Origin of the sequence: Lacrimispora sp. (genome assembly GCF_036758025.1) — a bacterium.
In the GTDB taxonomy this organism is placed as follows: Bacteria; Bacillota; Clostridia; order Lachnospirales; family Lachnospiraceae; genus Lacrimispora.
This window is the reverse complement of the sequence record NZ_DAIOXM010000031.1, coordinates 24,701-50,560: the sequence shown is the minus strand read 5'-3', so window position 1 is coordinate 50,560 and position 25,860 is coordinate 24,701. Positions and strand designations below refer to the sequence as shown.

Here is a 25,860-nt window from a genome sequence, read left to right as displayed (position 1 = left end):
GCAGTCATGGAAGGAGTCAAATCCTTTGCCACGATTACGCTTCCCTCAGGAAGGGCTGCAATGTCCACCGAAGATACTCCCATAAGGATTTTCTGCATGCGGGTTTTAATATCACGCATATCCGTGGCCCTCTGCTGCATCAGCTCGTCCCCCATGGAAGCAAAGGTATCCGCGTAAGTATTGCAGACGTTTTCAATGGCATATTCACTGTTAACGCTCTCCCCTGCAATAATGTTTTCAATTTCTCCCATGAGAAACATATCTGAAAAAAGAAGCAGATGGCCGTTTAATATTTCAGCTTCCTTAGGCCCTACTCTGGTAGCCAGATCCTTTGCCAGAACCTCTGTTTCTTCAATGGCCTGCTTTACCGCTGCCTGAAAACGGACTTTTTCCGCTTCAGGATCTGCAATGGTCTCTTTTTTAATCTTTAACTCTGTCTCCTCCACCACGACAGCTTTTCCGATTCCGATTCCCGCAGATGCACTGGTCCCTCTCATCATAATGTATCTCCTCCTTATTAATTAAATTAATGACTCACCTATTCACCCAGGCCTTCTTCAACAGCCTTAACCATGGCTGCAAGTGCCTCTTCTTCGTCTGCTCCCTCACAGACAAAGGTAATCTCATCGCCGCTTTTTACACAGGCGCCCAATACACTAAGCACGCTTTTGGCATTGGCAGTGGTATTTTTAAAACAAAAATTCACTGTGGATTTAAAATTCATGGCTTCCTTGCAAAGAATTCCTGCCGGCCTTAAATGCAGACCGGTAGGATTCTTAATAACAACTTTAGCACTGACCATCCTGAATCCCTCCGTTTTTTTCATCACTATCCTTTTTAGAGGAAGTTTATTTATTGAGTCTCTTCCTCTGTTCCAGAGGATTCGTCTGACGGCTCCTCTGAGGACCGTTCCTGACTCCTTCCTGTAACCGTAACATTGAAAGGAGTAACTGACGCTAATTCAAATCCTTCCGACACTTCAAGCTTCAAAACACCTGGATGAGTGCCGGGCCCTTGATTGGTTAAGTCTATGACAGCCTTTAAATCCTTGACTTCCAAGGCATCCAGATCCTCTGTCAGTCCCCTTATGGTAACATCCACGGAATCCTTATCAAAGGCGTATTCATAATCTGCCGATGCGCCCTTCTGAGCCAGCTCCTCCGGGTCTAAGGTAAAGGTTCTGCTGGTGAGAGGCTCCACCTTAAGAGTTACGGTAATATTTTTGTATTGATCCCTAATAGAAGTGTTTGGCGGCAGGTACTGGCTTAAATCCAGTTCCACTACTTTATCCTCTGTGGCATCTTCAATGCTCAGTTTATCGGAAACGACAGATAAAGAAGACAGGGTAGCCAGTACAGATTTGGTTCCTACAACAGGAACTGACTTTACTTCACTTTCCACTCCTGTAAACCGGTATCCCTTTTCCACCTGTCCGAAAACTTCAAAATTAAGAGTCAGGTTCTTGGCCTTCAGTACGGACACGTTATAATCAACGCCTTCGGTGTTGACAGAAACCTTGCTGCCTATATCCGGCAGCTTGTTGCCGTTGGCATCATAAAAAACAGGAACCGTTGAGCCGCTGAAATCAGCGGTCTGATTTTCTATATCGATTTCCACCCCTATTTTATTAATCTGTCCGATGGCAGACTCCGGCCCTTCCACGGTCACACTGTCCGGAGACAAGCTGACCATGCCAATGTCATATCCATCCGGCTTTTCTCCTGTCGTATGAACCGCAAGATCAAACACCTTACTCTGGAGTTCCTCTGTGTCAACCCTAATCACCATGGGCCTTGCCGTAATGGCATCGCTTTTTACCAGATTCTCTTTATCTCTATTGATCTCCACAGTAACGGGAATCGCTCCCGTCACATTAAAATCCTTTAAATCCACATAAGCGTGAAAGTCCTGCGCCCTTATGAGGGAACGGTCCCTGGTCCTCACCTGATAGCTGACAGTGACCGTGTCCTTCACTAATTCGTAGGTCAGATTAGAGTTTTTCAGAACCTCCTCATTGCGCACTTCCACATTCACCTGCTGGGAATCATTGATGACGGGGTTTGAAATGTTGACCACCGCCATCCAGACCGCAAAGGCCAGGGCCAGGGAAGCAACCTTAAGTCCAAGGTTATTTAAGAGTTTTTCCTTCATTCTTCCGCCTCCCTTTTAAAATCCGGAATCTGCTGCCTTCCTCCTCCGCCTGTTTTACACCTGACAGGATAGAGCGGAGCATATCCGCATCTGCAATCCGTCTCAGTCCGCCTTCCGAGGCAACAGTCACCCGACCGGTCTCTTCCGATACCACGATGGTGATGCTGTCGCTGACCTCACTGACGCCAAGTGCCGCCCTGTGTCTGGTGCCCAGCTCCTTGCTGATGGACATGTTGTCAGACAAAGGCAGATAACAGGTTGCTGCTGCCACCCGGTTTCCCCGGATGACCACCGCTCCGTCGTGAAGCGGCGTATTATGTTCGAAAATATTGATGAGGAGCTGACTGCTGACAATGGCTCCCACTTCAATTCCGGTACGTTCTATTTCTTTTAAAGAATCATTTCTCTCAATTACGATCAAAGCGCCTGTCTTGACCTTAGACATCTCAAAGGTGGCCTTTGCCAGCTCGTTGATGGTCTTGTCTGTAAAGGCAGAGCTGTCCCTTCCGTCATCAAAGGTCAAAATCCCTGTAAAGGGATTTTTGCTTCCAAGCTGCTCCAGCGCCTTGCGGAGCTCAGGCTGGAAAATCACAATGGCCATAGTCACGGCAGGAGTTGCAATCTTATTGAGAATCCAGAAGATGTTGTCAAGCCGGAAAACATATGCGAACAAATAGAAAAGGAGAATCACCACAATTCCCTTTAACAGGGTCCACGCCCTGGTGTTCATGATCCAGGTCAGCAGCTCATACAGCAGAACAGCTATGATAATGATTTCAACCAGATTTGTTTTTGAAATCCTGGGCAGAAAAGATACCCAGGAGTACATTCCATCTAAAAAATCTGCCATAATACCCACCTCCCTCTCATTTCTTCCTACCTCTGCGGTCTTTGGAGTTTTCTGGCATTAATTTTTTGAACCTTTACGTCAGGGGTTTTGACTGTAAGTTTTGGAACAGCCTTCACATAATAATAGTAATCGTCATCTTCAAACTGGACGTATTCCGTCCTGGAATAATCCACTGCAAAGACGAAAAATGTATAAATGGCCGCAAGAACCATGGAAACCAGCACTCCTGCTAAAAGTCCAAGAACTGATACGGACACGGTGGAGGTGATATCTCCCATAAAAATCACGCCAAGCTGGGTAACAGTGCCGCCTGCAATGGCAATGATCCAGGCGTAATCTACAGATAAATTTCTGATGATGACCACGATTACAAGGGCCAGCACGAATGCTGCAATCATGATCAGCATTTCTTTATTTGCCATAAGGCTTCTGATGATCTGCATGAATTTTTGCACTTCATCCTGAGATAAATCATTGGTAAGGACTCCGGCATTCTGCTTCACATAGAGAAGGGCATAGTAGATAAAAACGCCGCAGCTTACGGGAATGACAGAAATGGCGCTTCCTGAAAGTCCTGCAATCAAGGGGATTGCATAGGGAATCCTGAAAAGGAAACACATGGGTGTCAGTATCAGAAGATAGCTGTCTCCGGGTTGGAAGCCATAATACAAAAGTCCTGCCGCCAGAACAAATACCAGCATCACCAGGGTAATCTCTAAGGAGATTCCCCATAATTGGGCCAGCATAAATAATGCAGCCATAAAGGAAATGGCTCCATAAGGCAGAAAGGAACACACCAAAGCCAGAACCAAAGGAACCAAAGGCTCTGTCAGAGGTGCCGTAAAACCAATATTATTATTTATAAGGAAAAATGTCATACCGCTGAAAATGAATTTTATCACCGGCGTGATATAAATATCAAACCTGGCGTAAAGTTCCTTCAGCCTTTCCTTCAGCACAAGGAGGCCCATCATGATGTCCGCCCTCCCTTTGTCCGTTTTACCGGTCTGGAAGTTCCTCCATACCGTTTGTCCAGCTTTTTCAATTTGCCCAGGTAAACCTTTACCCCTCGGCTGGCATATTCGTAGCGTTTTAAATAAACATAGGCGCTGATAAGCAGATAGACAACCAGGCCTGCGCAGTAAATGGTACCGATCCAGATTCCGGCCTGGGTCAGTTTTTCAGGTTCTAAGTTGTTCAGCCAGTATTCCATGTGATATAGCCCCCATAGACTCAGGCATAAGGCAAAGCTTAGGGTGTAGCTGAAAAAGGAGCGGAACAGCTTGCTGCTGATGTAGTCGCTTTTAAAGTACCGGGCCGCAGGCAGGATCTTTTTTCCTTCATGCTTTTCAAACATGGCGAGGTTTGTCATGATTTTGATTTTTTCTTCGCTAATCATGGGATCTCCTTTATTAAGTGAGTCCGCAGGACAAACAGGAATCCTGCGGGGCCGCAGGGCAGCCAACAAATCCGCAGGATTTGTTGGCTCACGGGCATTCGCCCTATGAATCAGGACATAAGAAATTTTTCTTATGTGCAAGCACAACGAAAAATCTCTCACGCCCTGATTCACCCTGCTCATTGCTTTCGTGGATATTATAGCATACAACTCCCCACTTTGCGACCCCAATACAGAATTTTTATTTTTTTGTAATAGTTCTTATTCGTACCGCAATGCGTCAATAGGATCTGCCTTGGCCGCTTTCTGAGCCGGGTAAATTCCGAAAAATAATCCCACCAGGGCGGAAAAACCTACTGCTACCAGGATGACGGCCGGCTTTATGACCACTCCAATACCAAACAAAAGGCCTCCTGCCATCACCAGCCCTGCCCCTGTCAGAACCCCCAGGATTCCTCCCAAAGCAGATAGTATGGCCGATTCAGTCAGAAACTGGATCATAATATCCCTTGTTTTTGCTCCCAAGGCTTTCCGGATTCCGATTTCCCTTGTTCTCTCAGTGACGGAAACCAGCATAATATTCATGATCCCGATTCCTCCTACTAAAAGAGAGATGGCTGCAATACCGCCTACTGCAGCGGACAAGCCGCCCATAACCGCATCCACAGTACCCATTTCACTGGCTGCTGAAGAAAAGGCAATATCCTCTTTGTTCCGGTTCTTGGTCTTTGCAAGATAGGCAGAGAGCTTATCAGAAAAAACCTTCATATCCGTGCCTTCCCTGGCAAATACTCTGACTCCGAAAAAAGTATCATTTGGCCAGGTCAGCAGGGTATCCGGCATATATCCTGCCCTGGTTTCGCTTCTTCCTGCCATAATGGCCTCAAAAGGACTTTGATCCAGGCGGTAAATGCCTACTACATGGTAATCATCCGTACTGCCGTAAATGGTGGTGCGGAAGGTTTTTCCTACGGCATTTTCTGTGCCGAATAACTCTTTGGCCCCATTGGCCTCCAGCACAACATTATTTTTCCTTCCTTTTATATCAGCTTCATTTAAGTTCCGTCCGTAAACAATATTGATTTCATGCACGGCAGAGTAGTCCGCATAAATGCCCTCAAACTGATATTTGACCTTATTGCGTCCATAGAGGGCTTCCGCATTAACTGATGCATTGCTGTCAATGTAAGTCAGTTCATCTCCAAATACTTCTTTCATTCTCTCTGTCTCGTCAAGGGTAAAATAATCGCTTTCCCGCATACCGTCTCCGTCTGCCGGCCAGACGTAAACATAAGCCAGAGTCATGCCCACATTTTTATAAAGATCCGATACCATGAAACGCATGGTATCTCCAATTGACACAATGGCTATGACAGAGCCAATGCCTATGATGATCCCCAGCATGGTCAAAAAAGAGCGCATCTTATTGGCCTTAATGGCATGAATAGCCATATTCATATTTTCCAGCAGCATGACGCCCTCCTTTTACTCATATCTCAATGCTTCAATGGGATCTGCCTTAGCTGCCTTGGAGGCAGGGTAAAGGCCGAAGAAAATTCCCACCAGAGCCGAAAATCCCACTGCCAGGATGACCACGGAAGGCCTGACGATTACAGTCATCTGAAACATAGCTCCTCCGGCTTTTACAAGAAGCACTCCCAGCAAAATTCCGGTCACTCCTCCGCATAGGGACATAAACGCGGATTCCGTCAGAAACTGAACCATAATATCCATTGTCCTGGCTCCCAATGCCTTCCGGATTCCGATTTCCCTTGTTCTCTCTGTGACTGAGACCATCATGATATTCATAATGCCGATCCCTCCCACCAGCAGGGAAATGGCAGCAATTCCGCCTACTGCTGCTGACATGCCGGAAAGACCCGAGTCCACACTTCCCATCTGGTCCGCTACGGACATGGTCCTGATTTCCGATTCCGGCCTGTTCTTTAATTTCGCCACATACCTGGTCAGTTCTTTCAGAAAGGAAGTCATATCAACCCCATCCCTGACATAAAAATTCACGGTCTGAAACATATCCCCAGGCTTTGTAAGCACCGTATCCGGCAGAAATCCCGACTGGGTCTGTCCGTTTCCCATCATCATAGCCACCATGGGGGATAAATCCTTACGATATACGCCCACCACCGTATACTCCTGAGTGTCCTTATTTATGGTCATGCGGAAGGTTCTTCCTGCACAATCGGATGTACCGAATAACTGCTCTGCTCCTTTGTCTTCCAGAACCACATTCCTGGCTCCGCTTTTTATATCCCCTTCATTGATGGCTCTTCCGTAAATCATGTTTAAGGGCTGGACATCCGTATAGTTGGAATCAATTCCCTGGAATTGAAACTTCACTTTCCTGCGCCCGTTGACAGCCTCTGTTTCCGCATAGGAATCGCTGTCAATGTATTCTATCTTATCCTGGTATATATCCTTAATGCGGCCCATTTCCTCTCTGGTGAAAAGGTCGGTCATCCGGAAATCCTCCACCTCCCAGGACACCATGACAATGGCCCGGTTAAATCCTACATCCTTATAGGCATCGGCAAAAAGATTCCTCATGCTGTCACCTACGGACACAATAGCGATAACCGCTCCAATGCCTATGATAATCCCCAGCATAGTCAGAAAAGACCTCATCTTATTGGCCCTTATGGCATGAAGAGCCATACTCATATTTTCAATCAGCATGACATCTCCTCTCCCTGTTTTGCGTCCTCCCCGCTTTCCTGGCTTTTGGGAACATTGGAGATGTCGCTTACCAGTTCCCCATCCCGAAACCGTATGATCCGTTCCGTAAATGCCGCAATGTCCTCTTCATGGGTCACCACCACCACTGTAGCCCCTTCCCTGTGAAGTTTGGAAAACAGCTCCATAATCTCCAGAGAAGAAGCCGTGTCCAGATTTCCCGTAGGCTCATCAGCCAAAATGAGAGGAGGTTCATTGGCAAGAGCCCTGGCAATTGCCACCCTCTGCTTCTGTCCTCCGGAAAGCTCGTTGGGCATGTGTCCGCATCTGGTTCCCAGGCCCACCCGCTCCAAAAGCTCCAAAGCCCGTTTTTCCCTTGCCTTTTTTGAAATATGGGCATAAGTCATGGGCAGCTCCACATTTTTTAGAGCAGAAGTTCTGGAAATCAGATTAAAGGACTGGAATACAAAGCCGATCTTACGGTTACGGATGGCAGACAGGTCATCGGGAGGCAGATCCGCCGTATCAATGCCATCCAGGTAATAGTGCCCCATAGTAGGCCGGTCCAGACAGCCTAAGATGTTCATAAGCGTTGATTTTCCGGAACCGGACTGTCCCATAATGGCAACAAATTCCCCTCTTTTTATGGTCAGGTTGACCCTTTTTAATCCCAGCACCTTGATGGAGCCTGTATCATAAATCTTTGCCAGATCCACCAGTTTAATCAAATCCTCTTTTACATTTTCTGTTATGTAGGCCGGAAGCTTATCTTTCATTTTCCACATAGCGCCTCCCCCTTACTGAAGCTGAGGGGCCACAATCACTGCCATACCGTCAGTCATCATGGGAGAAGGTGTTTCAATCACCTGCATCCCTTCTGTAAGGGCTCCCTCCTCTTTTGGCACGATTTCCGCTTCGATGTCACTTTCCACTCCCGTTTCAACGGGGATGTATTTTACTTTATTATCTTCTACCGCCGCAATGACCATACTGCCGTCAGGCTGCTGGATCACTGAGGAAATGGGAACCACCCATGCCTGCTCCGCCTTTTGAAGCTCGATCCTGGCCTTAGCCGTAATTCCGGCAATGAGCCTGGTATTCTGGTCTATGATGCGGATGGTGGTGGGAATGACCCGTTCCGTGGAGCCGCCGCCCTTTTCTTCACCTGTAGGAGAAATGGCCGTGACCTCTCCCCTTACGGTTTCACCGTTTAAAATATCGGCGTTGATTTCCACCGGCTGTCCGATTTCCACCTTGCCTATGGAATACTCACTTACATTGATCTTCATTTCCAGCACATCCAGGTTACTGATAATGAACATGGGTTTATCGTCATCGGTTTTATCTGCAAACCGGCCCACTTTACAATTGACCCGCACCACTGTCCCTGATATGGGGCTTGTAATCCTGGTGTTTTCCAGTGCCTCCTTCTTCTGTTCCAGCTCAAATGCAGCCTTTTCGATCTGCAGGGCATAAGATTCGTTGGCAATGGGTCTTCCATCTTTTAATGGATAGGAGTTCATCTGTCTTTGGGCATCATTCATGGCATTGGAAGCTGCCTCCAGATCAACCTGGGAAATATCGCCTCCCTGAAACAGAATAAGGGACCGGTCATAACTGGCCTTTGCGGTCTCAAAATCCTGCCTTGCCTTTGCATACCCGTTTTCTGCTTCCAACTGGTTATCGTTATAGGTGCTGACAGCCAGATCATAACCGTTCTGGGCAATATCCACCTCTTTTTTTACATCCTGGTCATCCAAAGTGGCTAAAAGCTGGCCTTTCTCCACCCGGTCCCCTTCTTTGACCGGCAGCTCCAGAATCTCCGCATGGAGGTTGGAAACCACTTCCACGCTGTCGGTTCCCTGAACAGGGCCGCTGACAGAAAGCATTTCCACTACCTGGCCCTTAGAAAGAGGGATGGTGCTGACCATGACCGGCTTTGCACCTCCCCCTGAAAAAATCCGAAGCAGGAGTAAAACAGCTCCCAAAACTCCGGCTCCTGTGATAATCTTCCTTTTTCGGGTCCACTTTTTTCCCGTTTTCTTCTTTTTCTTCTTTCCGCCTGGTTCCTCTGTCATCAGGCTCTGCAGCTCCATGTTAAACTCTTCCTCAGACATGGACTCTGCCTCCTGATCTGCAGCTTCGGTTTGATCAAATTCACCTTTCCTGCCTTTCCATATACGCATCTTTTCTTCCCTCCTGTATGATGACAGCTTATGCTTTCTTTCAATTATAGCAGGTCTTCATAATAATTTTCCATACGAATTTCTTATAACTTTCTAAATATTCCTGTTATTACTGATAAAACAAAAAAATGTGCCGTCAAATTATGACAGCACATTTTCTAAGACTTATTGTTCAGATTCCACGATGCCTAAGGAGGTATCTCCTTTTCGGGCCTTTTCCATGAGAAGGGAGGTCATCTTCTGAAAGTTCCCTCCGGAAACAGAAGCTCCGCTTACGGTATCGATTCCCTGATCACTTTGGGCGGCAAGGAAACTGGCGGCGTAAGCCCGTGTATAATGGTTGGGGTATGTACCCTTTTTGGAATCCATGTTGCGCATATAAGCAATGTCCCAGGATTTGATAAATCCGCTTGAATTCCTTGCATTGTATTCAACGGTTACTATTTTGCCGTTGCTGATCCGGATGGTGACAAATTCTTTCCAGCCCTTGCTGTATTCCGACATTTCTGCGGTGTAATAGCCATCCTGAAGGCTGTTCCCTCCCTTTTTGCAGCCGTTTATGAAAAATACCAGCATAAAGGCCAGGAGGATTATGAGTATGTATTTTCCCCGTTTCATTCTGCATCCCTCCCTTCTGCGTCAGAGCGGAGACGGAAGCGTCCTGACATTTCCTCAAGGCTCTGGGCCTGCTGTGCCAGATCTCCGCTTAAGGAAGCCACGTCGGAACTGGATTCCAGGTTCTGGCGGGCAAGCTGGGAGATTCTGGTTATATCGAGAGACGCATTTTCCAGGCTGGACTTCTCATTTCCCACAAGTCTTGCTAAGTCTTCCGTTATCTCATAGGTCTGTTTGGACATACTCGTCAGTTCGTTTAAGAAACTGGCTGTTAAGTTGGCATACCTGGAACCTTCTTCAATGGCTTTTTGGGAATGCTCAATCATTTCAGCCGTGCGCTTGGAGGAATCCGCACTCTTTTCAGCCAGATTACGGATTTCATTAGCCACCACTGCAAAGCCTTTTCCGGCTTCCCCTGCATGGGCAGCCTCTACGCTTGCGTTAAGGGCAAGAAGGTTGGTCTGGAAGGCTATTTCCTCCAGGAATTTTGCAATTTTCGTTATTTCAGAAGCATTGTGACTGATGTTCTTCATGGACTGGAGGGTGTTTTCCATGTGCTCATCCCCCATTGTCAGCCGTTCCATGGACTGCTCCATCAGTTCCCGGGCAGTTCTTGCGTGTTCATCTACAATGTTTATATCCCTGGATATGGAATCCGTCTCCTCCAAAAGCCGGTCAATGGAAGATGACTGATGGCTTGAGGAGTCATTCATCAAAAGGGCGCTCTGGGATACCCTCTGGGCTGCATGATTTAAGGCTTCCGCTGACCGCTGCAGATCGTGAATCAACTGGTTTAAGAAGTCGGTGATGCTGTGAATAGAATCCTTCATAACCACGAAATCACCGGCAAACTGATTGCTGACGCTGACATCTAAATTGCCGGCTGAAAGCTGTTCCAGGGCATTTTGAAGCTGTAAAATATATCCGCTCACCCGTTCCACCGTATCCTTTAAGGAATTGGAAAGAGTCTGGGCTTCGTCGTTTGTCATCATCACTTCCACAGGGCTGGTTAAATCGCCTTCCGCCAGCTTTTGTATCCGTCCGGTCACATTCCCCAAGGACTTGGAAATCTTTCCTGCAAAGCGGGCAATGAACCATATTGCAAGGAGGGTCAGAGTCAGGGTAGTTCCTATATTGACCAGAATGGCCGTGTTGACAACGCCGGTAAAATCTGATTTTGGGGTGATGATAGCCAGGTACCAATTGACACCTCTTACAGGCGCATAGACAACCAGGGTGTCCTCTCCATCTAAAGATACGGAGGCAGAACCGATCCTACCCGTTTTCATGGTATCAAACACGCTTAAAAGCTTTGTGTCATTCTTATAAAGGGAATAAATATTTTCTCCCTGTCTGATAAACTCCTTATCCGGGTAAGCCATGACCTGTCCGCTTTCGTTCATCACAAAGGCATGGCCGCTGTAGCCGATATGGATGCTGCTGATTACATCGTCAAGCATATCATATTTGTAGCTTCCCACCAGATAATAGGTATTCTCTTTTTCCGTGGTAATGGGCATCCCCACAGATACCTCAAGCCCATCTTCACCGGCATATGTGTCCCCTATTACAAGGTTATTGGTCTCCTGCATCGTCTGAAACAGCTTGTCTCCGGAAATGTCGGAAGGACTGTTTCCCTTTCCTGTGTACAGCTTCCCTTCTTTTGTGTAAAGGGCAAGCCAGATAAATTCTATTCCTGATGTGGCTTTATCGAGAACCTGCTGTTTTTCCGAAATAGTCGCCTCTTCAGAGGACAGTTCCTTATTTTCCCCTATCATAAAGATGCGGTCTGCCATGATATGTAAGTTGCTTTCTATGCTTTTTGAAGCTGTTTTGGCAAAAGGCACAAGAGTTTCCTCCAACGTGACATTTGTCAAAGACATTGCAGAGATGGACAACACAATGGTTGTGACCGCTGATATAATGATGGTGACAATCAATGTATTTAAAATGATTTTCTGACGAATCCCTTTTAAATTCATAGCTCCTCCTTTGTATTGTTACAAAAATAATTTATTACCTATAAAATAATATAACCGATTTTGGGCAAAAAACAATACTTTTGTCAAAATTTGTCATTTTATTGACAAAAAAGCTCAAATAATACCGAAATAGAACATTCCACTGTCTCTTCCTCCATCAGGCTGTTGCTATTTTTATTCATATATGTTAGGATAGCAATATTTAAAAAAATCCAATGCATTTACTGGAGGCAAACATGAAACACACTCTAATGATTATGTTAAAAGGCTTTATGATCGGCTCATCCATGAGCGTTCCCGGCGTCAGCGGCGGAACAATGGCAATCCTGCTGGGAATTTACGACAGACTGATTCATGCTATCAGCAACTTTTTAAAGGACATTAAAGGAAATACCATTTTCCTTTTTAAATTCTGTCTGGGAGCAGGAATCGGAATCGGTTCCCTGGCATTTTTGATTCAGTGGCTCCTTGAAAAATTTCCCTTTGTAGTTTCATTCTTTTTCCTGGGAGCGGTAATCGGAGGAATTCCGGCCCTTTATCAAAAGACAAAGGAACGGAAATTCAGCCTTTCTTCCCTCCTCTACTTTCTGCTGGGCCTTGGCATTGTAATTTCCATCGGCTTTATACCGACAGGCAATTTTGATATTGTTTCCGGCTCCGGCTTCATTCACTATGCAATGATCTTGGTGACAGGAATCGTAATTGCGCTGGCCCTTGTCCTTCCCGGAATCAGCACCTCCCACATGCTTCTGGTGCTGGGAATGTATGATACCATGCTGGCCGCCATCACCCGGTTTGACGTTCTATATATCGGGATTCTGGGCATTGCCACCCTGATCGGCGTATTTTTAATCACAAAACCGCTGGAATTTTTAATGAACCGTTTTCCTCATTCCACCTACTGTATGATCATCGGCTTTGTTATTGGGTCCACCTCTGAAATATTCGGTGAAACCATACTGCCGGCAATCCCGGTCAACGCTTCTATGTCCTGGTGGATTCCCTCCCTTGTTCTGGCTGCCATTGCCTTATATCTGGGTGGTGCAGGAATCCTGGCTTTGTCAAAGTACTCCAACGACTGAAACATTTCATCTTTCTTGTCCATGGTTTTGGGACATAGGGGTATGCTCTCAGGGCGCATCATCAAAAGAAGCATGGCTTCCGGACAAAAGTCCGGCCGCCATGCTTCTTTTTTGTCTATTCTCCTTCTTCCATCATGCCGTATGCCACCAAAGGATCCCCCTCTTTGATTCCCATGCCAACAGTCTGATAGAGAATAATTCCGTCATACTCTCCATAATAAGCCTTTTTTAAATCTCCCCACACATCCCTGATTTCTCCTAAAAGCGCACCGGAAGAAAACTGATCTCCTGCGTTTAAGGCAGGATACCAGAATCCTTCTGTCTCAGCTTCTATGTACGTGGCCTTGTTTACTTCTGACTGGCTGACTGTATGGACTTCTTCTCCCTCCAATACCTTAAGGCGGATCAGAATATTCCTGATATCCTGTTTATAAAGCTCCACCTCTTCCCTGGTAAATACTCCGCCGCCTCCCCTTTCCAATAAAAGAGAGGGAATGCCGTGAGCACCGGCGCAGCCGCAGGCTCCGATTAAAGACCCTGACCTGGCACGAACCGCCATATCCGTTGCTTTTGCCATATTTTTAGAAGCTTCTACCACATCTTCACTGGCTCCTCCCGGGAAATAGAGAAAGGGCATCACCCGTTCACTGGTATCCCCTGCGTGTATGTCCAGAAAGTAATCAGCCTTGGGGTAAAGCTTATTTACCATAGTATAAGCAATCCGCTCCGATAAACTGCCGTCTTCTTTTCCGGGAAACATCCGGTTTAAATTCCTGCCGTCTTCCGGCACCGTAAACCGCACAAAATCCTTAAAGGCGGAAGGGTTTGCAACCAGAAGAAAAATCAGGTTTCCTTTTACATCTTCCGGCTTTATTTCCCTGGACAGCTCCATGGCAGTCTGGATTCCAATATATTCCGCCCCATGGATTCCTGCGGAAATGAGAACCGTTGGCCCTTCTTCTTTTCCGCAGATCAGGGTCATGGGAAGCTTTGGATCATGTTCTCCCACTTCCAGCATTCCGTTCTTCTTTTCCCCCGGTTCCACCTGATAATTTCCTATATGCAGACTCATTCATACTCCTTTCCTGAGAACCTCTTCAAACAGCCTGTTCCCAGCCATCTTTTTTATCAGCTTCCAAATCCTGAATCTGGTCAAAATCCATGACAGATTCCAGTAACCTTTTCGCATAGGGATGGGTCACTCCGGCAATGTCCTCCACATCCCTGATTTCCGCCACTTTCCCCTGATACAAAAAGAGGACGCGGCTGCACAAATAAGTGACTGAGGTAAGGTCATGGGTAATAAAAACATAAGTCAGCTTTCTCTTCTCCTGAATGTCCTTTAAAAGGTCCATAACCTGAACCTGAGTATGGGCATCTAAGGAACTGATGGCTTCATCAAATAAGATGATCCTTGGGTTTACAGCAATCGCCCTGGCAATGCATACCCGCTGAAGCTGGCCGCCGCTCAGTTCATGGGGAAAGCGCTCGGAATAGCTCATATCCAGCCCAACCAGCTCCAGCAGCTTTTCAAGCTCTGCTTCCCTCTCCAGCTTGATCTTTTCCCTTCTTTCCCGCACCATCAGGGATTCTCCAATTAAATCTCTGACCCGGAATCTGGGGTTGGCGGAGGTGGTGTAATCCTGAAATACCACGCTGATCACAGTCTTTTCCTTTTTTCTGCCTCTTCCGGTAAGGGGCATTCCATCCAGCTCAACACTTCCCTTGTCCGGCTTTAAAAGCCCGCAAAGAACTCTTCCCAGGGTGCTTTTTCCGCTTCCGCTTTCTCCTAAAATCCCCAGACACTCCCCTTCCTTCACTTCAAAGGAGACGTCAAACAACACCTGCTGCCGCTCTTTTCCAAACACGGTCTCCTGATTTTCCTTCCGGAAACTGACATCAATGTGCTCTGCCTTTATCATGCCTCCTTCACCTCCATTCCCTTCATGGCATACCGGTATTTCTTCATAACAGCCTTTCTCTTTTCCACCAGCAGTCTGGTATAAGGGTCCTTGGCCTGTTCCATGATCTCCTGGAAGGTTCCCCGGTCAGCCACCACGCCCTGGTTCATCACCAGAACGTGATCCGCAATCCGGGAAATAACCCCTAAATCATGGGTAATAAATATCATGGCTGTTTTGGCTTCTTTTTTAATCCGTTCAAATTCCTTCATGATTTCAAACTGGGTGATGGCGTCAATGGCCGTGGTCGGCTCATCGGCAATCAGAATATCCGGTTCCATGGACATGGCTAACCCAATCATGATTCGCTGGAGCATGCCTCCGCTCAGCTGGTGGGGATATTTTTTCAACACTTCCTGCGGATTTTTAATCTGCATGGTTTCCAGCACTTCTATGGATTTCTCGTAGATTTGTGCTCTGGGCAGATTCAAGTGTTCCTGATAAGTTTCTGCCATCTGGTCATCAATCCGGTAGAGAGGGTCAAAACAGGTCATGGGATTTTGTAAAATCATGCAGACTCCCTTTCCCCGAATCCGTCTCAGCTCCTCTTTATTCTTTTTCAGCAGGTCTTCTCCCCGGTAAACGGCTTCCCCTGAAACAGAAAAGCTCTGGTCCAAAAGCCCCATAATGGCCTTGCTGCTCATGCTTTTTCCGCTTCCTGATTCTCCCAGTATGCCAAGGCACTGGCCTGAGTACAGGGCAAAATCCACCCCTTTGATAATGGGCTGGACCCGTTTTTTATAATGAAAATCCACTTTTAAATTCTTCACTTCCAGAATAGGGGTCATTAAATCTGCACCTCCTTCGGGTCCAGGGCATCTCTTAAGGCATCTCCCAGCAGGTTAAAAGCCGCCACTACCACCACAATGGCAACTCCCGGCGCAATCATCTGTATGGGATTTGTGGTCATGACATTTTTCGCCTCATTGAGCATGGCTCCCCACTCCGGAATAGGAGCCTGTACTCCAAGTCCCAGGAAAGAGAGGGTAGAAATATTAAGGATTGCCCAGCCAATGTCCAGAGTTGCTAAAACCGCCATTTCCGATGCAATGCTTGGCAACAGGTGTCTTGCCAGAATAAACCGTTCCCCGGTTCCGATGCATCTGGAATAGAGAACAAAGTTCCTGTCTCTGTATTTCATTACGTTGGTACGGATCATTCGGGCATACCAGGCCCATTTGATCAGCACATTTGCCATGATTACGTTGCGCACGTCAATACCCAGAAGGGCCACTACGGCAAATACCATGATCTGGCTGGGAAAGGACATCATCACATCCACGGACCGCATAATGATTTCTTCCACCGGTCCCCGGAAATACCCGGCCAAAAGGCCCAGAATGGTTCCAAGACCAATGGTTCCTATCATGGTCACAAGGGAAAGAAACAGGGTGGGACGGATTCCGTAGATCATTCTGGACAGAATACACCGGCCCAAATGGTCTGTTCCCAAGGGGAACTGGAGGCTGTAGGGGGCAAATTTGTTTAATATATCGTTTTCGTATGGATCATTGGGGGCCACCAAGGGGGCAAATATACCCAGCAGCGCCACAATTCCAAGGAGGCACATCATAATAAGAGCCATTTTGTTCTGAAATAAACGCTTCCACATATCAGGATACCTCCCTTCTCAGTCTTGGGTCAGCGATACACTGGATAATATCAAATAACAGGTTAAACACAACAAACAGGGTTCCGATCAGCAGAACGTAAGTCTGTATGACCGGATAATCCCGGTTAAAGATGGAGTTGATACACAGCTTTCCAAGACCGGGCCAGGCAAATACATTTTCCACTACAATGGTTCCTGCCATTAACTGAGGGATGCTCATACCAATGGCTACAATACACGTATGGAGAGAGTTTTTCAAAATGTGCCTGACCAGAATATTTTTCTGCTTCAAGCCTCTCACATTGGCATACAGCACATAGTCTTCCTTCATATTTTCCAGCATGTTGTTGCGGATGAGGCGGATGTAGGTGGAAATATAGGTCAGGGAAACGGTAAAGGCCGGTAAAAGCAGATGTTTCCAACTTCCGCTTCCGCTGGTGGGAAGCAAGTCCATCTTGATGCTGATGAGCCATATCATTAAAAGCCCGATCCAATAGGCAGGCATGGCAGTGGTCATAAACACAATTCCCCGGACAATCCGGTCAAACCAGCTGTCCTTATACACGGCGCAGAAAAAGCCGATGGGAAGGCTCAGTACAATGACAAAGACCAGAGAAGCAGAAGCCAGTACTGCAGTGGCAGGCAGACATCTCTGAATTTCTCCCAGAACGGTTCTGGCCGGATTGGTGTAGCTAACCCCAAAATCCAGACGGAGGCAGTCTGCCAGCCACCGGAAATAGCGGACCATATAGGGATCATTTAACCCCAGTTCCTCCCGGACCTGTGCAATGGCTTCCTCAGTAATAATAGGCGTCTGGCGCACACGAAGGGCCACCTCTGCCGGGTCAGAGGGGATTAAGTTGATAAAAACAAAACACAAAAAAGAAATGCACAGCAAAAGCGGAACAGCCGATAAAATCCGCTTTACAATATAAGCTTTCATAGGAGGTCCTTTCCGAAAAAAGCATGCCTGTCCTGAGATTTAAGGACCGGCATGCATGTTTTCTTGTTTCCTGATTTCCCTCTATTCGAAATACATCTGGGTAAACGGCACCTCATACTGAGTCTGGGTGAAGCCTACTCCCTTTAATGAAGAGGTACTGATGGCTTTGTTGCACTCAAAGGTCAGAGGAATATACACGGCATCCTCATGAAGTCTGGTGAGAACAAAGGTGTAAAGTTCCTGTCTTTTGGCTTCGTCAGTGGAAACCAGAATATCTGTAATAGCCTGGTCGATTTCCGCTTTGTCATCCAGTCCAAGCTGGGCTGCGTAATCTCCGTACACCGGCTGTCTCATAGCTGCCAGTGAGGACTGAGGATCATAAGGGGTTCCCCAGCAGATATTGAATACCATGTCAAAATGTCCTGCCTTCATATTATCACGGTAAGACTGTTCTTCTTCTCCCTTGATATCCAGCTGGATTCCCAGCTTTCTGTATTCAGACTGAAGGTATTCTGAAATAGTTTTTTCTGTAACGCTGTCACTGTTGTAGAGCAGGGAAAGAGCAAGAGGAGTTCCGTCTTTTTCCCTGATACCGCTGCTGCCCATTGCCCAGCCTGCTTCTTCCAGCATAGTTCCTGCTAAGTCAGCATCATATGCATATGGCTTCAGGTTAATATTGCAGTAAGGAACAGTTGAGGAAAACAGGGTATCAGCAGGAGCTTCCAGTCCGTAGAAAATACCGTCGGAAATGGCCTGGCGGTTGGTGGCGTGCTGAATAGCCTGGCGTACAACCTTATCCTTTAAAATAGCATTGGAAGTATTTAATACAATCTGTCTGGTGGATGTGGGATCTGATAAGGAAACCTGGAAATCTTCACTGTCCACGTATTTATTCACTGCATCAGCATCGATCATGTTCTTTCCGAATATGAGGTCGATTTCTCCTTTTTCAAGGGCCAGAATTCTGGTCTGGTTGTCCGGGATTACTTTTACCGTAATCTTTTTAATGGCCGGCTTCTCTCCCCAGTAGTTTTCGTTGACTTCAAATACTGCATATTCATCTGTAACGAAATCTGTCAGAACGTATGCACCGGTTCCTATGTATTCATTAACGCCATCCTTTGTGCTGCCGTCTTTCATGGCCTTAGGGGAAATCATGGCAAAGGGCCGTGTCACTCCAAGCTCTGTCAGCATGGGATAGTAAGGCTCTGTCAGTTCGATCACAAAGGTTTCGTCATCAGGAGCGGACACTCCTACCAGAAGGTTCATCATTTCCAGCCAGGTGTGGCGGTCCTTGTTCTCAATGATAGCATCGAAGTTGGCCTTTATGGCATTGGCATCGCATACCTCTCCGTCGGAGAAGGTTACGCCCTTACGGATCTTAAAGGTATAAACCTTTCCGTCCTCGCTCACTGTCCAGCTTTCTGCCAGGCAGGGCTCATAGCCTTTGTCTGAAATAGTTACCAGGGTTTCATAAAGCATTTCCTGGGCATACATTTCTCCTGCATACAGGTGAGGGTTTAAGTCTCTGATATCTCTGTAATTGACAAATACCAGTTCATCTTTCGCTTCTGCCCCGCTCTCCTGCTCTCCGGCAGATGCTTCTGCCTGTACGGAAGTGCTCTCTTCCTTTGATGGGGCGGCGGAATTTCCGCAGCCTGCTAATATTGACGCAGCCAGAATGCCTGCCGCATATAATCCAAAAAGTCTTTTTTTCATGTCAGCTCTCCTTTTGTTTTTGACTATGGATCATAATAGCACAGTTAGTCTAGACTTACTAATACCAAATCGGAAGAGGGCTGTTATAGCGATTCGTTATAACTAACTAATTTTTCGATCAGCATTTTGCTCTCTTCAGACAGCTCATCCTTTTTGCGGTTCACATATCCTAGCGTGAGAAAATGCTGGCAGTTGTTTACTTTTAACGCTTTTATTCCCTGGTTTTCATAGTCTCTTGATACCAGATCAATTCCCATGCAGCATACGTCCGTATTTTTAAGCAGGTTGTGGATCATGTAGTCGCTGTTGGTATAAAAAGCGGTGTTTAAATTTTCTAAATGGGCGGCGCCTCCGCTGATCTTTTCAATATGATTCTCTATGGCAAAAAAATCTTCCTTTCCCTGCATAAATTTAAGGTCGGTTAACTCGGAAAAGTCAATGCTGTCCCTGTTGTAGAGAGGATGTTTGCTTCCTATATAAATGCAGATTCCCCGCTGGAAAAGGGGATGGAATTCCAGCTTTTTATGACCGATGATGTGGCGGAAGCAGCAGATTTGATCTTTGGCAATGTAGACGATGCCGATTTCAGATATATGATCTGCTACATTGTCTGTAATTTCCTCTACTACTCCTTCCCTGTATTCCAGTTTCAGTTCGTTTTTCTTACCTTCATAAATCTCCGCCATAAATCTTGCAATAAGGCTGCTTTGATAACCGGATACACTGAAGCTGCGGCGTGTCTGCTTCTGCGCCATGGAAAGTATGATATCAGAGCTTTTTAAAATAGAAGCTGCATGGCCGTACAGCATTTTTCCATGCTCCGTAAGCTCAATTCCCCGGTTGTTTCGTTTGAATAACTGCACGCCTATTTCCTTTTCAAGGGCGGCTATTACCTTGCTTACATTGGGTTGGGAGGTGTATAGTCTCTCGGCTGCCCGGTTTAAACTGCCGTGGTCGGCGGTTGCAACAAAGTATTCTAATTGCTTGATTTCCATTTGTCTTTTTGTTCCTTTCTGAACTCTTGGCGGCCTCCTGGGTTGGAATGGAGGGGTGTAGTTATGGGATTATTGGATATTGGGGCGTTATAAGTAATAGAAAGAGGCTTTACAGAGGCGATGGGTGCTAATCTCCTCTGCAAAACCTCTTCTTATATTTCTATCAGCCCTGAGGATTACTGCCCGAAGGCAATAGGGAGGGTTGGATTTTTTTGCTGGTTTTCTTGGTTGGTCTGTCGGTTAGATTTCTCTAACAGTTTTAGTTTATCAATAAAGAGTTGGTTTGTCCATGAAGTTAACGATAATTTTTATCATCAACTCCCATTTTTCCCGTTTCATATTTATATGCCCAATTGAATTTCAGTGCTTTATCTTCTTTCGGTGCTGTAAGTGGATTCCAATGTGTCCGATTCCCAGAATCACAACAGAAATCAAAAGCCAAATTACTTTCCCATACACACCAAGCAGAAAAAACGCGGCTACTGGTAATGTTGCACCGGCTACCGGAACACCCCAAATGCTGCTGTAAAAGTCCCATAAGGTCTTTTTGCTTTTAAAATATCTAATCCACCATGCTTCATACAAGAGCATCAGTAGTACTGCGGCAATCAGCCACAGCGTCCATGTTGACCACGGGCGAAGATTGAAGTCTGAAAAAATGAGGGCAGTGCAGGTAACAAGAATCTGTCCAATGCGTTCAAAAGCCACCAAAATTTCACTTTCGTTTTGAGAATCATACTCCTTAGGCTGATGCCTTGTCCATATGAGGTTAGGGACTATCAGCATCAGCAAGAAAATCAGACCTATATAAGAAAAACCGAAATGTCCCATACTTATCCCCACTAAATTAAAATTGTAATTTCTGTTTGGTTACAGTTCTCACTTCCATATCTTTCTTACAAATATTGAACTAATAGAAAGTATTACAAATATAAGCACAACATTTATTGCCATATCCATGAACCAGGATTTAATTGACAATATTTCTACTATCAAATCTGCTAAATAAAATGCAATGAAAATACCAAAAAAATCAATTATATATTCAATAATTTTTACTTTTTTTCTATTTTTAACTTCGCTTTTAAAGGTATTCTTTAAAAGCTTTTTATTTAACTCTTTTCTTTCCTTTTCATTCTTTTGCTTATCCATTTTTCGGCCTTTCTTTCCCGTGACAAATCCCGATTTAACTTCCCATTATGCTCATAATGGAAAATGCCATAAGATATCGCTGCCTCCATTACCGGCTGCCTCCTCCGCCTCCTCCGGAGAAACCTCCTCCGCCGACTGAACTTGCTCCTCCGCCGATCCCAGACGTGTTATTGGTTGGAGATGCAGCGCTGGAAATGTGATTTGTCATATTCATGAGGTATATCATGGTGTAGGCGTTGTAGCCGTACATGCCTGTAAAGGTATCAAAATATGCAGGGTCAAGAGCTTTCATGCTTTCCAGGACATGCTCTCCCATGCCAAACAAGATAGCAAACACAAGATAATCCCCCCAAAGTTCTCCATGAACTGACCTGTCTTCACTTTGCCTGCGCAGTTCTATCAGGTATTTCCGGAACCCCAGCAGTTTGACAGCATGCTCAAACCCAGATGCAGTAAACCGAACAGTGCCCTTTGTATCCGTTGCCGCCGCACCTGACAGGATTAATGCTTGATCGCCTTCACTTTTTACTTCTGCCGCCCATGCAGTGAGCTTCTCATAAAGCGCCTTCGCTCTCTTTCCGATGTCAGAGGTCCAAAGAATGCCGTCACGGTCAGTGTTGTCGGTTAAGATTTCATACAGCTCCCGCTCCACCCCTGGGTCCAGTATTTTATCCAGGCTAAATACAATGACTTCTTCTTGACTCCTTTTTTTAGTTCGCTCGTTTTCCCGCTTTTCTATGCGGATATAACCCACCTTCTGCCAGCGGATAAGATACGCGCTCATAAGCATTTCACTGGAAATGCCTTTGCGCAGCAGCAGCATTGCGGAATATACAGCAGGAATGCTGCTGCCAAAAGGAACCGACCAATTTAAATCTATTTGTTTCTGTCTTGGAAGCCGCATGACTGTGCCGTCTGCCAGTTTATATTGTGAAGAATAGAAAGTGATTAAAAGAACGGTCACGGCAATAACCGAACCTATAGCAGCAAGAACGATATACAATGCCGTATTAGAGTTTATATTTTCTGCAGATTTCTGCAACTTTTCAAAAGAGATGTCGGCTGCGGGGGCCAGCGGGAACAAGCTTCTGTCAAAGCGGCACAGTACATTTACATAGTCTCCGCCATCCAAAGCTTCAGAAGAAAAAACATTAAGGCTGTCGTCGCTTCCAATCTCTACTTCTCCTGTAAAGCCATATGCCCAGATCCGGGCGTTGTTTTCCGTCAGACCTGTATCCACCATCCGAATTTTAATATAAGCTGATTCCGGAGCACTTGAAAGTTCCGATATAAACTGATGATAGAATCCTGCATAGTCACCATAATCCTTTACCAATCCATCTACGGTATACCGGATGGTATATTGATGGTTGCCATAGCTGCCAATGCCCCAACAGAGTTCATATCCATCGGAGGTTTTCAGGATGCCGCAGGTACCGGACTTCTCCTCTCTGGAGAGCTTTGTGTTCCAGACATCCAGGGTTTTGTATTGGGTTCCCGACTCGTCCCATACAGTCAGGGAATGGACGCTCATCCCATCCATGTTATTCAGAGCCTTGTAATATTCCGTACCGCCGGATACACCGCGCACATCCCAGATCTCAGTTATGACCGCAGAGCCGTCACTCTGAAGAATGACATCCAGCTTAATAGACGGTATCCCATCCTCTTCTGCAAATACTGAAACTGCACTCAGGATGAACAGTACTGTGAACAATACGAAAAAAGCGAGCAATCTTTTTTGTTTTAATTTCATTAGCCATCTCCTGCCTTGTTGATATGAACAATAAGTTATTGAAATTCCCATTATATAAATAATCCACAGTTAAAAATCTCCTGATAAATTCCTATTTACCCGTTCTGCTTTTTCCATTTTCTAATTTTACTTCTAAATGTCTTAAATGGTGCAACAGTGTTTATGTGAATCCATTTCCAGATTGGCCAGTTAGCAGGTGTTGAGGAAGCCCATTTTCTGCCGCCAGACTGAAAAAGTTCTGCATCCGTGTAGCTTTCTGCCAGGTTGATGATTTGCTGTACTGTTTCTCCAAATATACTTTTTAAATCCTGCAAGCTGTAATTTTCATATTGTTTATAGAAGCTGTCATATAATCCGCCAAGATTGTTCCACTTATAGTCAGCATGGGGAGTTGCCACCGTATTTCCTTGCAGTTCTTGTTTTTCCCAATCAAGAATAAGATTAAGCCATCCTAATTGATAAGCTATCATTTGTGCAGGAGTCCGATCAACATCATCAACCAATTTGTTTTTATCTGCTTCTGTAACAGAGGAAAATTCATCAATGAATAATTGGGCCCGCTTTGATATTTCATCAATCAATTCTTGTTTATCTTTGTATTCCTGCATATTGCACCGCCTTCAAATTATAATTTATTTATATTAATTTTATCCAACTCATTACAAGCTCTGTTTCGCCGGTATGTTCATCTGTCTGCTCATTTAATACAGCAAAGCCTTCTCTTATGTAGAATCTGACCGCCCGGGAATTCTTTTTATAAACCTGCAGTAACAATTGGGTGCTGCTTTTCTTAACGTGATCAAGCAACGCTTTTCCTATCCCTTGGGATTGACTGTTTGCATCAACAAATATTCCGGCAATATAATTTTCTGTCAACCCAATAAACCCCAGAACTGCATCTCCTTCTTCATAAACAAATATTTCTGCATCAGGTAACACCTTTTCAACTTGCTTATAATTCTCCTGCCAGTAATTCCGGCTAATAAAATCGTGAGCCGAAATATTCGATTCCAGCCATATTTTCATGACCGCTTCTAAGTGATCAATTTTAAACCTTCTAATCATACTTACCTCTTTTTATAAATACATGTATTTCAAGGTTGCCCGGTAAATCGGAATTTAATTTAATATTACTTTATAATATTGGTACGCAAATCTCACAATGGTGTTGTTTTATCATCTGCATTGCATAGCGTTCCATAATAAGTCTTCTGCCATCAAATTCATAATTTCTTTTACCTAACTCCGAAAATATCTCCAGCCATGCTTTTTGCACCCCATCTGCGGTATGGCTTATTTTAAATACACAATACGTTCCGCCCATGATTTTTCCAAAATTAATAGATTCATCGTCAGCCTTAAACTCATCCGAAACAACGAAACATGTATCATAACGGCAATTTTCAGGCTCTGTGAATTGAGGATTATCTCGGACTATTCCTAATATAATTGAATCTTCATTAAATAAGTTCTTCTCTCTTGCCCAGCTTTTTAATTGTTCCATTATCTGCACATTCTCTGAACCGTAGGAGCCTGTTCTTCGTATATAAGCGATTTTATATGATGGTATCATTTCAATACTGACATTCATAACTTACCTTCTTTTTTAATAGAGTACATCGATGTCTGAATTCATCATATAATGCTTTAAAATGTATTTCAACTTATTTTTTAAAATTGTTGCATTGAACTCTCCGTACAGAAATAATTTCCGCAATTTTCGGTAAACTATTCTCATCGGAGGTGTTCACATGAATATGAGCTTTGATGCGGTTTATTATGAACCAGGAGTGCTTGATTATCAGTTGGGACTGGAGTTGCAGAGCAAATATGCAGACCTGCCTTGGATATCCATAGAGAATCATAACCATATACCGGAAATGACTGCGTCACCCAACCAGGACTTTCCAAGACTAAAAAATCATTTGATCATAGGGACCAGAAAAACCCATCGGTACGTCCCCAATCATAAGGTTTCAGATTGGCTTGTACCCTATACGTCCTCAGGCTGCAAAGCCATGTGCCTATACTGTTATCTGGTCTGTAATTACAATAAATGCGCCTATTTGCGGTTGTTTGTCAACCGCGAGCAAATGCTGGACAGGCTGCTGAAAAAAGATGCCGGGGCTCCGGCTCCCCAAACCTTTGAGATTGGCAGCAACAGCGATTTGCTGCTGGAAAATACAATAACAAATAATTTGATCTATACAATTGAGCGTTTTTCCCATGAAGGCCGGGGGAGTCTGACATTTCCGACAAAATTTGATATGGTGAATCCATTGCTTAACCTTGACCACAAAGGGAAAACCATATTTCGAATGAGCGTGAATCCGCAAGAAATAATACAACGCATAGAACTGGGAACCTCCCCGCTGCACGCAAGAATCCGTGCCCTTAATGCCATGGCGGAAGCCGGATATCCAGTTGGGCTGCTGATTGCTCCCGTGATACTGCTTCCGGACTGGAAACGCATGTACGGAGAGCTGATTGATCAACTGGCAGATGAACTGAGTGTTAAGGTCACACAAAATGGCTTTATAGAAATTATATTGATGACATACAGCTTCGTGCAAAACGCGATTAATACAGATGCATTTCCAAATGCCATACAGCTTCTCGACCGGGAAACAATGACCGGGCGGGGGCGGGGTAAGTATTCTTACCGGAATGATATACGCGCGGAGGTCGAATCCTTTTTGCGGGAAAGGCTGTCACGGCAGTTAAAAAACATGCCAATATTGTATATTTCATAATACTGCGCAGACG

The 25,860-nt window shown here is 45.3% G+C and carries 27 protein-coding genes; 2 read left to right on the top strand and 25 right to left on the bottom strand.

The annotated features are described in order from the left end of the window. The 12 genes from V7M78_RS19735 to V7M78_RS19680 form a co-directional block, all read right to left on the bottom strand. Nucleotides 1-500, bottom strand: a 500-nt coding sequence (locus tag V7M78_RS19735; protein WP_333652234.1) for a phosphoenolpyruvate-utilizing N-terminal domain-containing protein, incomplete at its 3' end; no start/stop codon positions are given. 38 nt (nucleotides 501-538) lie between these two features. Beyond that, on the bottom strand, nucleotides 539-802 hold the full coding sequence (locus V7M78_RS19730; RefSeq protein WP_333652233.1) for an HPr family phosphocarrier protein: 264 nt from the start codon (nucleotides 800-802) through the stop codon (nucleotides 539-541). A gap of 50 nt (nucleotides 803-852) precedes the next feature. Then, nucleotides 853-2,151 (bottom strand): CdaR family protein, encoded by a 1,299-nt coding sequence (locus tag V7M78_RS19725; RefSeq protein WP_333652231.1) that lies wholly within the window; start codon nucleotides 2,149-2,151, stop codon nucleotides 853-855. Further along, a complete protein-coding gene (gene cdaA / locus V7M78_RS19720; RefSeq protein WP_333652229.1) occupies nucleotides 2,129-3,001 on the bottom strand; it encodes a diadenylate cyclase CdaA in 873 nt (290 codons plus the stop codon). Before cdaA ends, V7M78_RS19725 begins: the two co-directional genes overlap by 23 nt. A gap of 26 nt (nucleotides 3,002-3,027) precedes the next feature. Further along, complete coding sequence (locus tag V7M78_RS19715; protein ID WP_333652227.1) at nucleotides 3,028-3,975, bottom strand: ABC transporter permease; 948 nt, start codon at nucleotides 3,973-3,975, stop codon at nucleotides 3,028-3,030. Then, nucleotides 3,972-4,400, bottom strand: a complete 429-nt coding sequence (locus tag V7M78_RS19710) for a hypothetical protein (RefSeq protein WP_333652225.1) — start codon at nucleotides 4,398-4,400, stop codon at nucleotides 3,972-3,974. The genes V7M78_RS19715 and V7M78_RS19710 overlap by 4 nt, the downstream gene beginning before the upstream one ends. Before the next feature lie 261 nt (nucleotides 4,401-4,661). Then, nucleotides 4,662-5,873, bottom strand: a complete 1,212-nt coding sequence (locus V7M78_RS19705) for an ABC transporter permease (protein ID WP_333652222.1) — start codon at nucleotides 5,871-5,873, stop codon at nucleotides 4,662-4,664. Nucleotides 5,874-5,885: 12 nt separating this feature from the next. Next, nucleotides 5,886-7,094 (bottom strand): ABC transporter permease, encoded by a 1,209-nt coding sequence (locus V7M78_RS19700; protein ID WP_333652220.1) that lies wholly within the window; start codon nucleotides 7,092-7,094, stop codon nucleotides 5,886-5,888. After that, nucleotides 7,088-7,876: an ABC transporter ATP-binding protein gene (locus V7M78_RS19695; protein WP_333652218.1), complete on the bottom strand. Its 789-nt coding sequence runs from the start codon at nucleotides 7,874-7,876 to the stop codon at nucleotides 7,088-7,090. The genes V7M78_RS19700 and V7M78_RS19695 overlap by 7 nt, the downstream gene beginning before the upstream one ends. 12 nt (nucleotides 7,877-7,888) lie before the next feature. Continuing rightward, nucleotides 7,889-9,277, bottom strand: a complete 1,389-nt coding sequence (locus V7M78_RS19690) for an efflux RND transporter periplasmic adaptor subunit (protein WP_333652215.1) — start codon at nucleotides 9,275-9,277, stop codon at nucleotides 7,889-7,891. A gap of 165 nt (nucleotides 9,278-9,442) precedes the next feature. Then, nucleotides 9,443-9,895 carry an FMN-binding protein gene (locus tag V7M78_RS19685; protein ID WP_333652213.1) on the bottom strand — a complete coding sequence of 151 codons (453 nt, stop codon included), beginning with the start codon at nucleotides 9,893-9,895 and terminating at the stop codon, nucleotides 9,443-9,445. Continuing rightward, complete coding sequence (locus tag V7M78_RS19680) at nucleotides 9,892-11,874, bottom strand: methyl-accepting chemotaxis protein (RefSeq protein WP_333652211.1); 1,983 nt, start codon at nucleotides 11,872-11,874, stop codon at nucleotides 9,892-9,894. The genes V7M78_RS19685 and V7M78_RS19680 overlap by 4 nt, the downstream gene beginning before the upstream one ends. 236 nt (nucleotides 11,875-12,110) lie before the next feature. On the opposite strand from V7M78_RS19680, the gene V7M78_RS19675 reads away from it, so the two are divergent. After that, nucleotides 12,111-12,956, top strand: coding sequence for a DUF368 domain-containing protein (locus V7M78_RS19675; protein ID WP_333652209.1), 846 nt, complete (start codon nucleotides 12,111-12,113; stop codon nucleotides 12,954-12,956). Nucleotides 12,957-13,071: 115 nt separating this feature from the next. Here the strand turns inward: V7M78_RS19675 and V7M78_RS19670 are convergent, their stop codons facing one another. The 13 genes from V7M78_RS19670 to V7M78_RS19610 form a co-directional block, all read right to left on the bottom strand. Further along, a complete protein-coding gene (locus V7M78_RS19670) occupies nucleotides 13,072-14,028 on the bottom strand; it encodes a M14 family metallopeptidase (RefSeq protein WP_333652206.1) in 957 nt (318 codons plus the stop codon). Between the two features lie 25 nt (nucleotides 14,029-14,053). Continuing rightward, nucleotides 14,054-14,878, bottom strand: coding sequence for an ABC transporter ATP-binding protein (locus tag V7M78_RS19665; RefSeq protein WP_333652203.1), 825 nt, complete (start codon nucleotides 14,876-14,878; stop codon nucleotides 14,054-14,056). Beyond that, nucleotides 14,875-15,705: an ABC transporter ATP-binding protein gene (locus V7M78_RS19660; protein ID WP_333652201.1), complete on the bottom strand. Its 831-nt coding sequence runs from the start codon at nucleotides 15,703-15,705 to the stop codon at nucleotides 14,875-14,877. Before V7M78_RS19660 ends, V7M78_RS19665 begins: the two co-directional genes overlap by 4 nt. Continuing rightward, the gene (gene opp1C / locus V7M78_RS19655) at nucleotides 15,705-16,529 is read right to left on the bottom strand and encodes a nickel/cobalt ABC transporter permease (RefSeq protein ID WP_333652198.1); all 825 of its coding nucleotides are present in this window, start codon (nucleotides 16,527-16,529) and stop codon (nucleotides 15,705-15,707) included. The genes V7M78_RS19660 and opp1C overlap by 1 nt, the downstream gene beginning before the upstream one ends. Before the next feature lies 1 nt (nucleotide 16,530). Then, nucleotides 16,531-17,472 carry a nickel/cobalt ABC transporter permease gene (opp1B, locus tag V7M78_RS19650; RefSeq protein WP_333652195.1) on the bottom strand — a complete coding sequence of 314 codons (942 nt, stop codon included), beginning with the start codon at nucleotides 17,470-17,472 and terminating at the stop codon, nucleotides 16,531-16,533. An 81-nt stretch (nucleotides 17,473-17,553) separates the two neighbouring features. Next, on the bottom strand, nucleotides 17,554-19,191 hold the full coding sequence (gene nikA, locus V7M78_RS19645) for a nickel ABC transporter substrate-binding protein (protein ID WP_333652192.1): 1,638 nt from the start codon (nucleotides 19,189-19,191) through the stop codon (nucleotides 17,554-17,556). Nucleotides 19,192-19,274: 83 nt separating this feature from the next. Further along, nucleotides 19,275-20,186 carry a LysR family transcriptional regulator gene (locus V7M78_RS19640; RefSeq protein ID WP_333652189.1) on the bottom strand — a complete coding sequence of 304 codons (912 nt, stop codon included), beginning with the start codon at nucleotides 20,184-20,186 and terminating at the stop codon, nucleotides 19,275-19,277. A gap of 360 nt (nucleotides 20,187-20,546) precedes the next feature. After that, complete coding sequence (locus V7M78_RS19635; RefSeq protein ID WP_333652187.1) at nucleotides 20,547-21,017, bottom strand: hypothetical protein; 471 nt, start codon at nucleotides 21,015-21,017, stop codon at nucleotides 20,547-20,549. Nucleotides 21,018-21,065: 48 nt separating this feature from the next. Further along, complete coding sequence (locus V7M78_RS19630; protein ID WP_333652185.1) at nucleotides 21,066-21,338, bottom strand: hypothetical protein; 273 nt, start codon at nucleotides 21,336-21,338, stop codon at nucleotides 21,066-21,068. Nucleotides 21,339-21,426: 88 nt separating this feature from the next. After that, the gene (locus tag V7M78_RS19625) at nucleotides 21,427-23,094 is read right to left on the bottom strand and encodes a DUF2207 domain-containing protein (protein WP_333652183.1); all 1,668 of its coding nucleotides are present in this window, start codon (nucleotides 23,092-23,094) and stop codon (nucleotides 21,427-21,429) included. Nucleotides 23,095-23,189: 95 nt separating this feature from the next. Continuing rightward, nucleotides 23,190-23,702, bottom strand: coding sequence for a ClbS/DfsB family four-helix bundle protein (locus V7M78_RS19620; RefSeq protein WP_333652181.1), 513 nt, complete (start codon nucleotides 23,700-23,702; stop codon nucleotides 23,190-23,192). A gap of 28 nt (nucleotides 23,703-23,730) precedes the next feature. After that, entirely contained in the window at nucleotides 23,731-24,159 is a 429-nt protein-coding gene (locus tag V7M78_RS19615) for an N-acetyltransferase (RefSeq protein ID WP_333652178.1), read from the bottom strand. Nucleotides 24,160-24,229: 70 nt separating this feature from the next. Then, nucleotides 24,230-24,685, bottom strand: coding sequence for an AraC family transcriptional regulator (locus tag V7M78_RS19610; RefSeq protein WP_333652175.1), 456 nt, complete (start codon nucleotides 24,683-24,685; stop codon nucleotides 24,230-24,232). Nucleotides 24,686-24,851: 166 nt separating this feature from the next. On the opposite strand from V7M78_RS19610, the gene V7M78_RS19605 reads away from it, so the two are divergent. Then, nucleotides 24,852-25,847, top strand: coding sequence for an SPL family radical SAM protein (locus tag V7M78_RS19605; protein ID WP_333652237.1), 996 nt, complete (start codon nucleotides 24,852-24,854; stop codon nucleotides 25,845-25,847). The last annotated feature ends 13 nt before the right edge of the window (nucleotides 25,848-25,860 follow it).

Coding starts and splice junctions, on each gene's coding strand:
- V7M78_RS19610 (WP_333652175.1), bottom strand. CDS start 24,685: ATGAATGTCAGTATTGAAATGATACCATCATATAAAATCGCTTATATA.
- opp1B (WP_333652195.1), bottom strand. CDS start 17,472: ATGAAAGCTTATATTGTAAAGCGGATTTTATCGGCTGTTCCGCTTTTG.
- V7M78_RS19630 (WP_333652185.1), bottom strand. CDS start 21,338: ATGGATAAGCAAAAGAATGAAAAGGAAAGAAAAGAGTTAAATAAAAAG.
- V7M78_RS19635 (WP_333652187.1), bottom strand. CDS start 21,017: ATGGGACATTTCGGTTTTTCTTATATAGGTCTGATTTTCTTGCTGATG.
- V7M78_RS19665 (WP_333652203.1), bottom strand. CDS start 14,878: ATGATAAAGGCAGAGCACATTGATGTCAGTTTCCGGAAGGAAAATCAG.
- V7M78_RS19620 (WP_333652181.1), bottom strand. CDS start 23,702: ATGCAGGAATACAAAGATAAACAAGAATTGATTGATGAAATATCAAAG.
- V7M78_RS19605 (WP_333652237.1), top strand. CDS start 24,852: ATGAGCTTTGATGCGGTTTATTATGAACCAGGAGTGCTTGATTATCAG.
- V7M78_RS19700 (WP_333652220.1), bottom strand. CDS start 7,094: ATGCTGATTGAAAATATGAGTATGGCTCTTCATGCCATAAGGGCCAAT.
- V7M78_RS19675 (WP_333652209.1), top strand. CDS start 12,111: ATGAAACACACTCTAATGATTATGTTAAAAGGCTTTATGATCGGCTCA.
- V7M78_RS19695 (WP_333652218.1), bottom strand. CDS start 7,876: ATGTGGAAAATGAAAGATAAGCTTCCGGCCTACATAACAGAAAATGTA.
- V7M78_RS19725 (WP_333652231.1), bottom strand. CDS start 2,151: ATGAAGGAAAAACTCTTAAATAACCTTGGACTTAAGGTTGCTTCCCTG.
- V7M78_RS19615 (WP_333652178.1), bottom strand. CDS start 24,159: ATGATTAGAAGGTTTAAAATTGATCACTTAGAAGCGGTCATGAAAATA.
- V7M78_RS19625 (WP_333652183.1), bottom strand. CDS start 23,094: ATGAAATTAAAACAAAAAAGATTGCTCGCTTTTTTCGTATTGTTCACA.
- V7M78_RS19680 (WP_333652211.1), bottom strand. CDS start 11,874: ATGAATTTAAAAGGGATTCGTCAGAAAATCATTTTAAATACATTGATT.
- opp1C (WP_333652198.1), bottom strand. CDS start 16,529: ATGTGGAAGCGTTTATTTCAGAACAAAATGGCTCTTATTATGATGTGC.
- V7M78_RS19715 (WP_333652227.1), bottom strand. CDS start 3,975: ATGATGGGCCTCCTTGTGCTGAAGGAAAGGCTGAAGGAACTTTACGCC.
- V7M78_RS19730 (WP_333652233.1), bottom strand. CDS start 802: ATGGTCAGTGCTAAAGTTGTTATTAAGAATCCTACCGGTCTGCATTTA.
- V7M78_RS19660 (WP_333652201.1), bottom strand. CDS start 15,705: ATGACCCCTATTCTGGAAGTGAAGAATTTAAAAGTGGATTTTCATTAT.
- V7M78_RS19705 (WP_333652222.1), bottom strand. CDS start 5,873: ATGCTGCTGGAAAATATGAATATGGCTATTCATGCCATTAAGGCCAAT.
- V7M78_RS19685 (WP_333652213.1), bottom strand. CDS start 9,895: ATGAAACGGGGAAAATACATACTCATAATCCTCCTGGCCTTTATGCTG.
- V7M78_RS19710 (WP_333652225.1), bottom strand. CDS start 4,400: ATGATTAGCGAAGAAAAAATCAAAATCATGACAAACCTCGCCATGTTT.
- V7M78_RS19670 (WP_333652206.1), bottom strand. CDS start 14,028: ATGAGTCTGCATATAGGAAATTATCAGGTGGAACCGGGGGAAAAGAAG.
- V7M78_RS19640 (WP_333652189.1), bottom strand. CDS start 20,186: ATGGAAATCAAGCAATTAGAATACTTTGTTGCAACCGCCGACCACGGC.
- cdaA (WP_333652229.1), bottom strand. CDS start 3,001: ATGGCAGATTTTTTAGATGGAATGTACTCCTGGGTATCTTTTCTGCCC.
- V7M78_RS19690 (WP_333652215.1), bottom strand. CDS start 9,277: ATGCGTATATGGAAAGGCAGGAAAGGTGAATTTGATCAAACCGAAGCT.
- nikA (WP_333652192.1), bottom strand. CDS start 19,191: ATGAAAAAAAGACTTTTTGGATTATATGCGGCAGGCATTCTGGCTGCG.